Origin of the sequence: Thermochromatium tepidum ATCC 43061, from assembly GCF_009664085.1 — a bacterium.
Taxonomy (GTDB): Bacteria; Pseudomonadota; Gammaproteobacteria; order Chromatiales; family Chromatiaceae; genus Thermochromatium; species Thermochromatium tepidum.
Window position 1 is genome coordinate 46,398 of the sequence record NZ_CP039268.1, and the last position, 14,741, is coordinate 61,138.

Below are 14,741 nucleotides of genomic sequence, written 5' to 3' on the forward strand. Positions count from 1 at the left end.
GATCTGCAGCCTTATCGCTCGACGAGTCGCTTGAACACCGCTCGTATTCGTTCAAGTAGCCTCCCGCGCCCTTGGACCCCAAGACCTCGCGCCAGTCCAGTGAGTGGGTGATATTGAAGCAAGGCCGCGACCAGCAAGGCGGCCTCCTGCCGCTCGATCCGCCCGCTCGCGAGCGCCGCGGTGAGATGGCGACGGACCAGGTGCGACAGCAGCGGAAGACTGGCCTCCAGGGTCCGGTGTCCGGCGACGAAGGCGTCCAGTTCCGCGTCCCAGGCGTTCGGTTCGGGCGAGGCCGGGGGCGGGCCGGAGATTGATTGGATCAGCATGGCGGCAATCTCAGGATCGAGCTCGCGCAAGGGTCCAGCGAGCCAGACCGGCAGACCGTCGGCGAGCCGCCGTTGGGCTTCCTCGAGCAGGGCCTGGCCCGCCTCCGAGACCGCTTTGAGTACCACGACCGCGTGCTCACCGCTGGCCGCGTTGCGGCTGGTACCGATCTGGGCCGGTGTGAAACCACAGGCAGACCAAAATTCCAACAGTTCGACGGATGCGCCGAAGCTGGCACCCAAGAGGTCGATCTGCTCGGCTCGAGCGGTCTGTTGTAATTCGGTTAGGAGCCGCCGTCCCAGCCCCCGCCGCCTCATGGCCGGATGGACGACGATCCGGATCACTCGCCAATAGCGATAGAGCGGTGCATCCAACAGACCGCCGTGGGCCGAGAGTGTCTGGGGGAGCAGATGACCGCGCGGTCGACGTCGTCCGTAGAAGATCGCCGTGCGCAGTTTCGGGTCGCACATCCCGCCTTCCGCGGCGACGAGCAGCGCGCCGATCAGATGGCCGGCCCGTCGCAACGCCAGGAGGCGGACATTGGGTCCATCGAGCAGCATCCACAGATCCAGGGGGCGTGTCTGATAGTGGGCAAGCACCAGCAGTCCGAAGAGCTCGCGTAGGGTCGTTTCATCCTGGAGCAGGGCGTCGCGGTCGAGCCACTGGGCGTGCGGTTCGTTGGTGGCCCCAAGGACCGCAGCAGATGCCGCCGGCGCGGCATCGAGCAACAGGGCGCGGAAGACCAGGGATTCGAGCGGGTCGTCAGCCGCCCAGCGGATCGGGGTGGCGAGATGGATGGCCCGCCAGCCTGGGATCAGGCGGTCCAGGATGGCGCGGAAGCGGATCTCAAAGCCCCGTCCGGTGCCCTCGTAGCCATGCACGGTGCTGGCGAAGACGATGTGGGTATAGTGGTTGAGCAGCGCCGCGAGCAGTGGGGTCGGGATGCCGGCGGCCTCGTCGACCAGGACCAGATCGGCCTGGGGAGGGTGCGCGACGAGGTTGGCAGGCGAGTGAAAACGAAGCGATCCGCGCCCCAGCGAGGCATCGCGGCGCAGATCGAGTCTTAATCCAACCGCGCGCAAGACGGCCTCGGCATGGCGATAGAGGGTCGCGACCGCCTCGCGTCTGGGGGCCGTGACCACCAGATGGCGTCCACCTTCGAGCAAGAGGGATCCGGCGGCCAGGCCAAGCGCGGCGCTCTTCCCACGTCCGCGATGCGCGGTCAAGACCAGCGGGCGGCGGGCCCAACCGCGCGCGGTCTCGAGGATGGCGGCGACGGCCTCGGCCTGATCGGCTGTGGCGGGGCGGATCTGGTCATCGAATGGCGAGGGCCAATCGCGACCCCCCCTCGGATCTGGAGCCGGCATCGGTGCGGTTACAACCGACCGCTCGTCCTGGTCGATGCGCACGACGTCCGGGTCGGATTCCAGCACGGCGATGAGACGTGCGATGAAGCGTCGGCTCAGGGTCTCTGGTTCGAATGGCCAGACCGCGATCCGCGCTGACCCTGGATCGGGCCGGCGCGCCCACTCGTCTGGCGGTGGCGTCAGGAGCACCAGCAGTCCACCGCCTCGGATCGCGCCCGTGGCCGCGCCGAAGCCATCGGGGTCGAATCCACCGTGGAGATCGAGGAGCAAAAGCTCCAGCTCCGATCCAAGCAGATGGGCCGCCGAGCCTAGGGGCTGGCTCGGTTCGGTGAGGATCGGGCGCTCGGCGAGACAGACCCGGCTCAGCCCTGGCAAGGCCGCGACGACCCAGCGCGCACCGGCTGCCGTCCATTCAGGCGTCCCGCGCATCCAGAGGGTTAGACGATGGTTGCGCGCCCGCGCTGCCTCGCGCCGATCGCGTATCCACTGGGCCGTCAGGCGCCCGAGCCCCGATGCGTCGTTCAAGGCTCCATGTCACCCGTGACCGGCACGAAGCGCACCGGAAGCAGATCGCGTCGCACCAGCTCGCCGTTCTCATCGCGGCTGAAGACCGCCAACCATTGCACGCGCTCGGCTGTCCCCATGGGGATTACCAGCTGGCCATCGGGTGCGAGCTGCTCGACCAGCCGACGCGGGATACGGGGTGCGGCAGCGGTGACGATGATGCCGTCGAAGGGCGCGGCCTCCGGCCAGCCGAGCCAGCCGTCCCCCGTGCGCACCTGGACTCGATCATAGCCGAGCGACCTCAGTGTCTTTGCCGCGCGCTCGGCCAGCTCGGCCAGGATCTCGACCGTATAGACCTCGACCCCCATCTCGGCCAGGATCGCGGCCTGATACCCTGAACCCGTGCCCAGCTCATAGACCCGATCGCCCGGTTTGACCTCAAGTAGCTGGGTCATGATGGCGACGATATAGGGCTGCGAGATGGTCTGACCAGCGCCGATCGGGAGCGGCGCGTTGACATAGGCGAGCGCCCGCTCGGACTCCGGCACGAAGCGTTCGCGCGGCACGCTGAGCAACGCCTGCTCGACCTGGGGATCGAGCCGATCGAACCCCAATTCATGGGCCGTTGCCCGGACTTCGGCCTGGATCAGCTCCACCAGACGCCGACGCTGTTCAACCATGCTCATTTCCTCCATTGCCTGGACCGTTGCGGACATCCCGAGCCCCAGGAGCAAACCCGCTTCTAGGATCCAGCACGATCGATCCGGATGTGACATCGTGAGCCCCTCCGGCTGAACCTTTTAATTTAGGATTCCAAAAGGATAGCGCAGCATGAAAAAGGGGCCATCCGGCCCCGTAAATCAAGATCTGCGGATCTGCTGTCGTGCTTACCCGAAGGTGTCATGCACGATGTTGTTATACCAGCTATGGGCGTACTGGACCTCGCGCTCCAGGACCCAATCCGGGGCATCCACCGGGGTGATACCCCCTGAATCCGGTACGGCCTCGATGGCTTTCCCCTCGGCGTTCGGACGATAGACAGCAGCGATCGAGATGCCGTAACCTGGTGCCAGGATCGAATAACAGGTATTGAGATAGGACGGCGTACCCGGCTCTTCGCCCTTGAGCAGCGCGACCACGGCCGCGGCGGCAACCTTGGCCTGACTGTTGGCCGAATAGGCCGATTTGGGCATGGGGGCGGCATTACAGGCATCGCCGATGACATGGATGCCCGGCTGGAGGCTAGATTCGAAGGTCCGGATATCGACCGGGCACCAGCCAGAGTCATTGGTCAAGCTGGCGCTTTGGGCGATCTTTCCTGCGCGCTGCGGCGGGATGAGATTGATGACGGCGGCCTTGAAGGTCTCGCCGAAGCTCGTCTCAACCGTCATCGCCTCGGTATCCGTCTTGACCACGGCGGCATCCGGGCCCGGGTGCCACTCGATCAGTGCGTTCTCCGTGCCGAAGCCATAGAGTCGTTCCCAGCCCTTGGTGAACTGGGCCTGTTTGGAGAAGGTCTGACTGTTGTCGAGGATGATGACCTTGGACTTGGATTTGTGGGCCTTGAGGTAATGGGCGATCTGACTGGCGCGCTCATAGGGCCCGGGCGGGCAGCGGAAAGGCGGGGCCGGGGGGGCGATGATGACCACACCGCCGTCGTCCATGGATTCGAGCTGACGGCGCAAGAGCGCAGTCTGTTCGCCGGCCTTCCAGGCATGGGGGAGCTTAGCGGCGAGCGCCTCGCTGTAGCCCTCGATCTTGTCGTAGAGCAGGTCGATGCCCGGGGCGACGACACAGCGGTCATAGGCGAATTCGGCCCCCCCGGCGGTCTTGACCAGCTTCTTGTCGGGGTCGATTCCCAGGGCGCTGTCGTGCACGACCTGGATGCCGTGCGCCCTGAGGCCATCATAGCCGACCCTGAGCGAAGCGAGCTCGCGGTCGCCACCGATGACCTCGTTGCTCATGTAGCAGGTGTAATAGGTCTCGTTGGGCTCGATCAGGGTGACCTCGATGCTGGGATCAGCGAGCTTGATGTACTTGGCCGCCGTCGCTCCGCCGGTGCCGCCACCGACCACGACGACCTTGCGTCCGGCGCCAAAGGCGAGATACGGGAAGCCCAGGATACCGACCGCCGCCAGCGCGGTGCCTGAGGTCTTGATGAAATCGCGTCTGTTCAATCGCATGTCAGGCTCCTCGATCATTGCTGGCTGGCATAGAAGGCAAAGAGTGCATCGAGCCCGTCCTCACCCTCGGCCTTGAGCAGTTCCTTGAGTTTAGAGGCCATCTTCTTTTCCATTGGACGACGTTCGGCGCGAAAGTCCTCGATGGCATACCTGAGATAGGGCGTCCACTGGCCGGCGAGGATGTGGTACTCATCCTGGTCAGCAAGCGGCTTGCCGCTCTCGACATGGCATTTCTCGCAGTATTTATCGTGCAGCTTGGTACCCTTGGCGACCAGCGCCTTGTCGAAGGACTGTTTGACCGGCTGATAGGTCTGCTGCTTGAAATACTCGGCCATCTTCTGGAAATCCGCCGTCGAGTAACCCTTGGCGATGCGACCCATGATCGTCGACTGGATCTCACCGCTCTTGAACTGTTCCATCACCTCGACGAAGACGGCCGGGTCCATCTGGGCGATCGAGGGCGAGGCCGGGCCGGCGCTGTTGCCACGGGTGCCGTGGCAACCGGCGCAATTGTTGGCCAGCATCTCAGCCGTGGGCTCGGCGCCGGCATTGGACGCGAGTCCAGATGCCAGCACGCTGACCGCGAGCATGAGTCTCTTGGTGCTTGGTGTCATGGTGTTGCTCCTCTCTCCTCTTGGTTTAATTCAGTAAATTCAACCGCTTTTGTTGTCGAAGATCCATGTAAGCTGGTCTCTGCGCCTCTCGGGCCCATCTCACGGCGTCGGCGCGAAATCCGGCACCAGGCGCGCGATCGCCTGCGAGCGACCCAGTTGCAGTGCGCGGTCGGCCGCAGTGCGTCCGGCGGCGTCTCTGAGGTCGGTGCGAGCACCAGCGGCAAGGAGCCGATCGATGATCTCGGCATGATCCGTGGTCACCGCCTCCATCAGGGCCGTCGTGCCCTCATGGTCCTGCCGGTCGGGATCGGCGCCCATGGCGAGTAGGCGCTCGACCATGGCGACATGACCGTGCCCGACGGCCAGGATGAGTGCGGTCGACCCCAGCGCATCGACGGCATCGAGCTGGGCACCGAGTCCGACGAGCGTCTCGACCGCAGCCACCTGTCCCCGTTCGGCGGCGATGAGCAGGGCCGTGGCGCCTTGTTTGTCACGCGCCTCCAGATCCGCCCCGGCCCTGACCAACAACGGCAGGACCTCGGTATGCCCCTTGGCGGCAGCCTGCATGAGCGCCGTGCGTCCCTCACGATCGGCGGCCTTGGGATCGGCACCCTTGGACAGCAGCTGCTCGACCATGGCGGTGATGCCATGGCGCGCGGCGATCATGAGGGCATCCCAGCCGGAGTGGGTGCGATCCTGGACACGGGCGCCGCGCTCCAGGAGCATGGCGCTGATATGGATGTGTCCGGTCTCGGCGGCAAAGGTCAGGGGGGTACAGCCGGCGACGGTGCGGGCATTGATATCGGCCCCTCGGTTCAGGAGCAGTGTGACCGTCTCTAGGTCGCCGCTCTCAACGGCGAACATGAGCGCCGTCTTGCCGAATGGGTTGGGTGCATCGACGGACGCACCTCGGTCAAGCAGGGCGGCAGCACCCGCGGCGTCGCCGATCATGACGGTCAGACGTAGCTCGGTCTCAAGGTCTGTTTCGGCGGCGCAGACAGGTCCTCCGACCAGGACCAGTCCGGAGAGAAGCAGTGCGGCCTGGAGGCAAAGGGTGCGAGATGGGGCCATGGCGGCTGATCGACGGCTGAGTTAGGGGTTAGTGTCCGGCTCGCTCGGCTCGTGATGGACCACGCCCTTGTGGCACTCGATACAGGTCTGACCCTTGTCTTGGGCGGCCGAGTGACGACTACGCGCCGAGCGGCTCTGCTCCGAGAGATCCATATTGGCATAGTCGTGACAGCTGCGACATTCACGCGAGTCGCTCGCCTCCATCCGTTTCCAGACCAGGTTGGCCAGATACCACCTGCGGGCCTCGAACTTCTCAGGCGTGTCGATGGTCCCCATGACCTCGTGATAGACATCCTTGGCTGCCACGAATTTGGTGACGAGCTTGGGACCGAGCGGTTTGGGCACATGGCAGTCGGCGCAGGTGGCCTGGACGCCCGAGTTGTTCTTGTAGTGACGCGATTCCTTGTATTCCTCGAAATTGGTCTGCATGGTGTGGCAGGAGGTGCAGAATTCGAGGGTGTTGGTGATCTCGATGCCGAAGTTGATGGTCCAGACGAAGGCGATGCCCCCGACGACGGCCAAGCCGAGTGCAAGCAGGGAAATGCGCTTGACCGAAGTGGACTCGGGCTTCGACATTGAGAGGGTCTCCCTAGTGGCTGACGGATCGGATGCCGTTTCTATTTATTTCGTTGTGATCGTTCGGATGCCAAGGTTAGCGAACGGCATTCCGATTGACAATTGTCATGGATCCTAAAGAAAACCCAAGCTGGATGTATAGTGCCTCAGGTCAGGCGCGTGCCGGGCGTTGGCGGGCGAAATCGAGCATGCGGCGGATGGGGATCAGGGCGCGCTCGCGGATGGCTGGGTCGATCTGGATCTCCTGATCGCCGGTCAATAGCACCTGTTCCAGATTCTGGAGTGCGTTCATCGCCATCCAGGGACAGTGGGCACAGCTTTCGCAGGTCGCGCCCGCCCCGGCTGTGGGGGCGGGGATGAGGGTCTTGTCAGGGGCGACCTGACGCATCTTCCAGAGGATGCCGGCATCGGTGGCGACGATGAACTTCGGGTGCGGCAGCTCGACCACCGCACGGATGAGCTGGGTGGTCGAGCCGACCACGTCGGCCTGATCGACGACCTCGGCGGGCGCTTCGGGGTGCACCAGCACGGCGGCATCTGGATGCAGCCGCCGGACCCGCTCCAGGGCGAAGGATTTGAACTCCTCATGCACCACACAGGCGCCGTTCCATAGGAGCATCTCGGCCCCGGTCATGCGCTCGATGTAGCGCCCGAGATGTCTGTCGGGCGCCCAGAGGATCTTCTCGCCGCGCGCGGTCAGATGTTCGACCACCGGCAAAGCGATACTGGAGGTCACGACCCAGTCGGCACGCGCCTTGACCGCGGCGCTGGTGTTGGCATAGACGACCACGGTGTGATCCGGGTGGGCGTCGCAGAAGGCGCTGAATTGATCCGCCGGGCAGCCCTCGTCGAGCGAACAGGTGGCGCGCAGATCCGGCATCAGTACCCGTTTTTCGGGGTTGAGGATCTTGGCCGTCTCGCCCATGAACCGTACACCGCAGACCACGAGCGTTTCGGCGTCGCTCTCGGTGCCGAAGCGCGCCATCTCCAGCGAGTCGGCGACGCATCCGCCGGTCTCCTCGGCGAGCGACTGGAGCTCGCCATCCGTGTAATAGTGGGCGACGAGCACGGCGCGGCGCTCGGCGAGCAACCGTAGGATCCGGGCGCGGAGTGCCGCGCGCGCCTCTTCGCTCAACTCCGGCCATGTGGGAGGCGGGGGGACCTCGATCGAACGGATCGTGGGCGCTGCGCAGATAGACTCGACCATGGGCGCTCTCCTAAAACATTCAGCCCTTCAGTCGGTTGGGGTTGGTGAAGCGCTCATTTAGGGTCTGGATATAGCTTTCGCAACTCTGCAAGACCTCGTCGAGCTCGACCCGGGTCTTGCGACCCCAACCGAACGGACGCCCCAGGATCACAGGACGCCAGAAGCGGGTGTTCTTCTCGAAGGCGGCGATGACATGACCCGGCGGATTGAGTTGGGCGAGACGCTTGCGCAACCAGGGCATGAGGCTGAGCGCGGCCAGATGGCGCACACCGAAGTGCACCAGGATCACGACCAGCACGCCCAGCCCCTCCAGGGCCCCTAGCCCCCAGGGGATGCTCTTGACCAGTTCCAACCAGTCGGCACGATAGGTCAGACCCTGCCAGTGTTGAGACTTGAGGCTCCAGGTCATGAAGGCAGACACGGCCATGAGCAGGAGCAGGGTCTCGGTGACCAGGGTCCGGCGGCGCCAACGGCGCATCGCCTCCTGGAGCAGGGGCACGGTATCTCGGGCGAAATCGGTCACGCTCTTGCGTAGAGCGGCGATGATTCGATAGGCACGCTCGACCTCGACATTTTCCATGCGCCGGTAGATGTCGGCGAGATCCTCGTCGCGCTTCTTCTCGAAGCGCCGGCGTCTGTGCTCGTCTGGGATATGGATCGCCACCTCAGGACAATAGATGGTGTAGAAACGCCCAGCGGTCAGGCCGGCCTCACCGATCGCCCGCAGCCAAGCGGCGACCACATCCTCAGGGTTGTCTTCCCCGGCGGCCGAATCGAGTTGATTGAGGATATAGAGAAACTTGCCGGCATCTGGGCGCTTGATGGTGTCGGCGACTAGGTGCTTGAGTGTGTCGCGCATGGCACCCGGCTCGGGGTGGCGCGCATCGAAGAATACCAGCACCAGGTCCGAGAGGTCGATGATATGATCCGTGATGCGCAACACGCCGGTGCGTTGGGCGTCGGCATCGAATCCGGGCGAGTCGATGATGATCTTGCCGCGCAGACGCTCGCTGTTACAGGTCTTGAGCTGGAGATAGGTATCGATGCGGCTGCCCTCGCCGCCGGCGACCTCCTCGATGGCGTGCGACATCCGAAAGAAAGGGAAGCGCGGATCCGAGTCGAGCGCCACCCCGGGCAGGGTGCGACTGACGTCCTCTGGGCTGTAGACGATGACGGTGAAGCGGTCGTCGACGGCCTGGTTGCCCGAACGTTGCACTTTCTGCCCCAGGTAATAGTTGATGAAGGTCGACTTGCCGGACGAGAAGGTCCCAAGGATCGAGATCAGCGGCCACCAGGGGATCTGGGTCGCGAATGACTGGTTCGACTCCATCAGACCCATGCGATAGGCGACGCGGTCGAGTGCCCGAAAGCTCTGGACGACGTTCAGGAGCACGGGGTTTTCCTGCTCCAGGTGGGATTCGAGCTCGGACAGACGTTGCTGGAGGGCGTCGGCCGTGGACGTCATCGGGAAATTCCTCGGTTGCTTGATTGGGTTGAGGGCATGGCCGCGGATGTTGCGATGCGGCGGCAAGGGCGTGGCGCGGGTGCCACGAACAAATTGGCTAAAATCTTACACCCAACACAGGTTTGGACGGTAGCCGTGTCCGGATGTCGAATAGGACTCGAGGTGGACGCAACGAGGCGACCTACCACGCCGCCCAGCTCTAAAACTTAGTCTGGTTTGTGGGGCGCAATGACGAGCGTGCTCGATCGAGTCATGTTGGGTTGCTTGAATGTCTCATCAGGCTACAGGCATACTGCGCAATCGTTTGTTCAGACCACGTCATCGCCCCCTCGGGCGACCCCTGACCATCATAAAACGATTGGTGCGCGATCCGATGGGAAGCAAGACTTTAATCCCCCTTAGTGCCTGTCTAATCGCCTGCATGGCGACCCTCGCGCCCGTACCTGCAGGGGCGCAGACGGGTGAAATCTTCGTCGTCCAACAGGCCCAGGGCACGCCCACGGTCTCCTTGGGCGGAACAGTCATCCCTTATAAAGAAGTGACGCTTGCCGCCCAGCTTCCCGGCCGCGTGACCTTCATCGCCGGGCGCGAGGGCGACAGATTCGAGCAAGACAAACTGCTGGTGGCCATCGGCGACGAGGAGCTCGTCGCCAAACGCCACGCCCTGCTGGCCCAGCTGGCCGCCGCCGACGCCCAGCTGCGCAATGCCGGCGTCCAGTACACCCGCGAGCTCTATTCGCCTCAATCACGCAGTGCACCCGGCGGTATGGGGTTGCCCAATCTGTTCGATCAGATGTTCACCCGCCCGATGGAGACCTTCATCGGTGAACGCGATCGGGGTGCCGAACGCTCGGCCGACATCTTCGCCTCGGGTATCCAGATCCAGGAGGCCCAGAGCGCCATCATGCGTCTGCAGGCCGAGTTGAAGGCACTCGATTCCAAGATCCGCGATGCGCGCGGTATCGCACCCTTCGACGGTGTGATCGTCAAGAAACACGTCGAGGTCGGCGATACAGTTCAGCCAGGGCAGCCATTGCTGAACTTTGCCGACATCGAATATCTCCAGGTCGAGGTCGATGTGCCGGCCCGGCTGCGTCCGGGCCTGCGTGAAGGCCAGCTGGTGCAGGCGGAGATCGAGCCCGGCAGTCAGCGCGTCCCGGTGCGCGTGGCCCAGATCTTCCCCATGGCTGACCCCCAACGTCACACGGTCAAGATCAAGTTCGATGTGCCCCAGGGCGTCTCCGAACCTGGCATGTACGCCAAGGTGCTGGTGCCGGACGAGGGCGCGCCGGCGCGCTCCAACCCGGTTATCCCGCTCAGCGCGGTGCGCTACAACGGTAGCTTGCCAGGGGTCTATGTGCTCGACGAGCGGGGCGAGCCTCAGTTACGCCTGATTCGCGTCGGTGAGGAATTGAGCGGTGGCTTCGTCACAGTCTTGAGCGGACTGCGCGTCGGCGAGCGCGTGTTGGCCAATCCGGGGCCGCAGATCAGCGCAGGCTGGTCGAAGGACACCGTGCCGGATCGTTGAAGAAGCGGATCTAAAATCCTCTAAACCCTGGATCCTAGACCGGATATGAATCAAGACATCGACTCACCGTTGGGGACCAACGTGCCTCAGGCGATCAACGGCGAATCCCCTGGGATCGCTGGACGCATGGCGCGGTTCTTCATCCGCTCGCCGCTCTCACCGCTGTTCTATGCCGCCATGCTGATGATGGGTCTCCTGGGTCTGATCATGACCCCTCGTCAGGAGGATCCCCAGATCTCGGTGCCCATGATCGACATCTTTGTCCAGTATCCGGGTGCCTCGGCGCAGCAGGTGGCCAACCTGGCCATCCAGCCGCTCGAACGGATCATGAGCGAGATCCCGGGGGTCAAGCATGTCTACTCGGCCTCGCAGCGCGCTCAGGGCCTGGTGACGATCGAGTTCGAGGTCGGCGAGCCCATGGGTCCGTCCTTGGTCAAGGTGAACGACAAGCTCGCCTCCAACATGGACAAGGTCCCGCCGGGTGTGCTGCCGCCCCTCGTGCGCAGCAAGGGGATCGACGACGTGCCCATCGTCACCCTGACGCTGTGGTCGAAGGATCTGGACGGCGACGGTTCGCCCGATGTCGACGACGCCCAGTTGCGTCTGCTCGCGCAGGACGTGCTCCAGGCGCTCAAACAGGTCAAGAACACCGGCAATGCCTTCATCGTCGGTGGACGGCGCGAGCAGGTCACGATCAACGTCTCACCCGAGCGGCTCTCGGGCTATCGCATCAGCCTCGATCAGGTCGCACAGACGCTCAAGAGCGCCAACGCCGAGGCGATCGCCGGCGGGGTTGAGAGCGGCGGGGCGCGTTTCTCGGTGACCACCGGTGCCTTCTTGACTGGGGTCGAGGATATCAGCCGACTGGTGGTCGGCACCTACAACAACGTGCCCGTCTACATGCACGATGTCGCCGAGGTGCGACTCGGGCCGGAGGAAGACGCCTCGCAGCTGGTGAGCTACTACACAGGCCCAGCCTCCGAGATCAGCGAGCGCGCCGATGGGCGCCCAGCCGTCACCATCGCCATCGCCAAGAAGGAACTGACCAATGGCGTGACTGTGGCCAATGCCATCATCGCCAAGGTCGAGGAACTCAAGGGCTCGCGCATCCCAGCCAACGTCGAGGTCAGCGTCACCCGCAACTATGGCGAGACGGCCAACGACAAGGTCAACGAGCTGATCTTCAAGCTCATCGTCGCCACCTTCTTTGTCTTTGTGCTGGTGCTGGTGGCCTTCCGTGCCCTGCGTCCGGCGATCGTGGTCATGTTGGTCATCCCAGTCGTGCTCTTCATGACCGTGTTCACGGCCTGGATCTGGGACATGACCATCGACCGGGTGAGTCTGTTTGCGCTCATCTTCTCGATCGGCATCTTGGTCGACGATGCCATCGTGGTGGTCGAGAACATCTACCGCCGCTGGCTAGAAGAGGGGCGTACCGATGATGAGACCGCCGTCGATGCGGTGCGCGAGGTCGGCAACCCAACCATCCTCGCCACCTTCACCGTCATCGCCGCCCTGCTGCCGATGGGCTTCGTGAGCGGTATGATGGGGCCCTACATGGCGCCGATTCCAAAACTCGGCTCGGTGGCCATGTTCATCTCGCTGTTTGCCGCCTTTGTCTTTACGCCCTATCTGGCCATCTCCAGGTGGCTGCGGCCGACGATGGGCTATCTAACGGCGGCCGAAAAGCGCGAACACAAGGGCTCCGAGCGGCTGGAGCGCTTCTTCCGGCGCGTACTCACACCCTTGATGGAGAATCCGCGTCGGCGCGCGCTGTTTCGGCTGACACTCTGGGGCACCTTCCTCTTCACCTGCTCGTTTTTCTATTTTCATTGGGTGGTGGTGAAGATGCTGCCGCTCGACAACAAACCCGAGTTCTCGGTCGTGATCGATCTACCCGAGGGTACGGCCCTGCCAGTGACGGCCAATCTGGCCCATCGTATGGCCGAGGAGATCCGCACCATCGAGGAGGTGACGGCAGTGCAGCTCTACGCCGGCACCGCGCGTCCATTCGACTTCAACGGCATGGTGCGTCACTACTATCTGCGCTCCGAGCCCTGGCAGGCCGAGCTCCAGGTCCAGCTCACCCACAAGAGCAAACGCAAGCGCAGCAGTCACGAGATCGCGGTCCAGGCGCGCGAGCTGCTCCAACCCCTCAAGGCGGGTACGGGCGCGCGCATCGCCGTGGTCGAGATGCCGCCCGGCCCCCCGGTGCTGCAATCCGTGGTCGCCGAGATCTATGGCCCCTCGCCTGAGATGCGCCGCCAGTTTGCGCGCGACCTGACCGCGATCTTCGAGCAGGCCGAGAGCACGCGCGACGTCGACAACTATCTGCGCGATCCCTTCGACTACTGGCGTTTCGAGGTCGACACCGAAAAGGCGATCCGGCGCGGGATCTCGGTCGAGACCATCAACCGCAATCTGTCGATGGCGCTCGGCGGAACGACGCTCGGCGACATCAAACAGCAATCGGGGCGTCAGAGTGGTCACGAGCCGATCCAGATCCTGCTCCAGGTACCGCTCGCGGAGCGTTCGCAGATCCAGCGTCTCGGTGATCTGCCGATCCAGTCGAACTTTGGCTATACAGTACCGCTGAGTGAGCTGGGTGTCTTCCAGCGCGCCGTCGAAGACGACCTCATCTATCACAAGGATCTGCGTCCGGTCGAATACGTGGTCGCGGATGTCGGTGGTCGCTTGGGCGCCCCCGTCTACGCCATGTTCCAAATCCAAGATCTAATGGCCAAGACCGACTATCGGGCGCCGGACGGCACGCGCCCGGCGGGCACAGCCGGTTTTGGTGATGCCTTCTATTGGCTGGGCCCGCCACCCGACGACAGCCGTCTGGCCTGGGAATGGGGCGGCGAGTGGACCGTTACCTATGAGACCTTCCGCGACATGGGGGCAGCCTTCGTCGTGGCGCTACTCCTGATCTATATCCTGGTGGTCTGGGAGTTCGGCAACTTCCGCATCCCGCTGGTGATCATGGCCCCGATCCCCCTGACCCTGCTCGGCATCATCCCGGCCCATGCCGTGATGTTCGCGCTGGGCAAGGGCGGCGAGTTCACTGCGACCTCGATGATCGGCTGGATCGCGCTCGCTGGCATCATCGTGCGCAACTCGATCCTGCTGGTCGATTTCGCCATCCATGAGCTCCAGAAGGGCGTGCCCGTGACCGAGGCCATGATCCGCGCCTGCAAGATCCGCACGCGCCCGATCCTGATCACGGCCCTGGCGCTGGTGGCCGGATCGAGCGTCATCATCACCGACCCGATCTTCCAGGGCATGGCGATCTCGCTGCTCTCGGGTGTGCTGGTCTCGACCCTGCTGACGCTGGTCGTCATCCCGCTTGGTTGTGTGGCGGCGCAGGAAGACATGTGCCGTGTGGCAGCCGCCTCGATGCCGCCCGGGGTCGATATACCCTGTCTGCTGGAACGCGAGGGACGGGAGCCGACGGCGGCCAGGCTGTCCCCCGGGATCCCCAAGTCCAAGGGGCTGATCCTGCGTCTGTGGGGCGGCCTGGTCGAGGCCTTGGTACTGGTTTTCTATCTGGTGCGCGGCATCTTTCTTCTGATCGGCGAGGCGTTCAAGGGCTTGACGGCCAAGAGGTCCAGGCCGGCGCCGCGTCATTCTGTCCCTCCGAGTACCCAGTGGGCTTCGGCAACCTCGACGCCGACTGCCAACGAGACCAAGTCAAGGGCCGAGACGGATCCTGTGACACCCGGTCCTGCGGTCAAAACGACAGCCAATGCGTCGCCCCAAGAAACCGCCACGACCAGGCACGCGACCAGACCCAAATCGACGACGGGCGAGAACCGCAAGATCGCGACAAAACCGCGTAAGACGACCAGACGCGGAATTCGCCTGAAGGACGACACGCCGTCTGACTCGAATTGAGTCGTGCC

General features: G+C 63.9%; 10 protein-coding genes. 2 read left to right on the plus strand and 8 right to left on the minus strand.

Annotation, left to right across the window (positions count from 1 at the left end; all coding sequences use genetic code 11):
* Nucleotides 1-11: 11 nt before the first annotated feature.
* From E6P07_RS00210 to E6P07_RS00245, 8 genes are all read right to left on the minus strand, one after another.
* Nucleotides 12-2,216, minus strand: coding sequence for a tRNA(Met) cytidine acetyltransferase TmcA (locus tag E6P07_RS00210; RefSeq protein ID WP_246172873.1), 2,205 nt, complete (start codon nucleotides 2,214-2,216; stop codon nucleotides 12-14).
* Nucleotides 2,213-2,875 carry a protein-L-isoaspartate(D-aspartate) O-methyltransferase gene (locus E6P07_RS00215; protein WP_153973752.1) on the minus strand — a complete coding sequence of 221 codons (663 nt, stop codon included), beginning with the start codon at nucleotides 2,873-2,875 and terminating at the stop codon, nucleotides 2,213-2,215. The genes E6P07_RS00210 and E6P07_RS00215 overlap by 4 nt, the downstream gene beginning before the upstream one ends.
* Nucleotides 2,876-3,082: 207 nt before the next feature.
* A complete protein-coding gene (gene fccB, locus E6P07_RS00220) occupies nucleotides 3,083-4,378 on the minus strand; it encodes a sulfide-cytochrome-c reductase (protein ID WP_153973753.1) in 1,296 nt (431 codons plus the stop codon).
* A 14-nt stretch (nucleotides 4,379-4,392) separates the two neighbouring features.
* Complete coding sequence (locus E6P07_RS00225; RefSeq protein ID WP_153973754.1) at nucleotides 4,393-4,992, minus strand: c-type cytochrome; 600 nt, start codon at nucleotides 4,990-4,992, stop codon at nucleotides 4,393-4,395.
* Nucleotides 4,993-5,091: 99 nt separating this feature from the next.
* Entirely contained in the window at nucleotides 5,092-6,063 is a 972-nt protein-coding gene (locus E6P07_RS00230; RefSeq protein WP_153973755.1) for an ankyrin repeat domain-containing protein, read from the minus strand.
* Nucleotides 6,064-6,084: 21 nt separating this feature from the next.
* A complete protein-coding gene (locus tag E6P07_RS00235) occupies nucleotides 6,085-6,639 on the minus strand; it encodes a NapC/NirT family cytochrome c (RefSeq protein ID WP_153973756.1) in 555 nt (184 codons plus the stop codon).
* A gap of 151 nt (nucleotides 6,640-6,790) precedes the next feature.
* A complete protein-coding gene (nadA, locus tag E6P07_RS00240; protein ID WP_153973757.1) occupies nucleotides 6,791-7,846 on the minus strand; it encodes a quinolinate synthase NadA in 1,056 nt (351 codons plus the stop codon).
* Between the two features lie 19 nt (nucleotides 7,847-7,865).
* Complete coding sequence (locus E6P07_RS00245) at nucleotides 7,866-9,311, minus strand: dynamin family protein (protein WP_153973758.1); 1,446 nt, start codon at nucleotides 9,309-9,311, stop codon at nucleotides 7,866-7,868.
* Nucleotides 9,312-9,732: 421 nt separating this feature from the next.
* Between E6P07_RS00245 and E6P07_RS00250 the strand changes: the two genes are divergently transcribed.
* On the plus strand, nucleotides 9,733-10,839 hold the full coding sequence (locus E6P07_RS00250) for an efflux RND transporter periplasmic adaptor subunit (RefSeq protein WP_153973759.1): 1,107 nt from the start codon (nucleotides 9,733-9,735) through the stop codon (nucleotides 10,837-10,839).
* A gap of 45 nt (nucleotides 10,840-10,884) precedes the next feature.
* Nucleotides 10,885-14,733, plus strand: a complete 3,849-nt coding sequence (locus tag E6P07_RS00255) for an efflux RND transporter permease subunit (RefSeq protein WP_153973760.1) — start codon at nucleotides 10,885-10,887, stop codon at nucleotides 14,731-14,733.
* Nucleotides 14,734-14,741 lie beyond the last annotated feature (8 nt).

Bases quoted from the DNA above. Each gene is read 5' to 3' on its own strand.
- E6P07_RS00215 (WP_153973752.1), bottom strand. From the start codon at position 2,875: ATGGTTGAACAGCGTCGGCGTCTGGTGGAGCTGATCCAGGCCGAAGTC.
- E6P07_RS00245 (WP_153973758.1), bottom strand. From the start codon at position 9,311: ATGACGTCCACGGCCGACGCCCTCCAGCAACGTCTGTCCGAGCTCGAA.
- E6P07_RS00235 (WP_153973756.1), bottom strand. From the start codon at position 6,639: ATGTCGAAGCCCGAGTCCACTTCGGTCAAGCGCATTTCCCTGCTTGCA.
- E6P07_RS00250 (WP_153973759.1), top strand. From the start codon at position 9,733: ATGGCGACCCTCGCGCCCGTACCTGCAGGGGCGCAGACGGGTGAAATC.
- fccB (WP_153973753.1), bottom strand. From the start codon at position 4,378: ATGCGATTGAACAGACGCGATTTCATCAAGACCTCAGGCACCGCGCTG.
- nadA (WP_153973757.1), bottom strand. From the start codon at position 7,846: ATGGTCGAGTCTATCTGCGCAGCGCCCACGATCCGTTCGATCGAGGTC.
- E6P07_RS00230 (WP_153973755.1), bottom strand. From the start codon at position 6,063: ATGGCCCCATCTCGCACCCTTTGCCTCCAGGCCGCACTGCTTCTCTCC.
- E6P07_RS00225 (WP_153973754.1), bottom strand. From the start codon at position 4,992: ATGACACCAAGCACCAAGAGACTCATGCTCGCGGTCAGCGTGCTGGCA.
- E6P07_RS00255 (WP_153973760.1), top strand. From the start codon at position 10,885: ATGAATCAAGACATCGACTCACCGTTGGGGACCAACGTGCCTCAGGCG.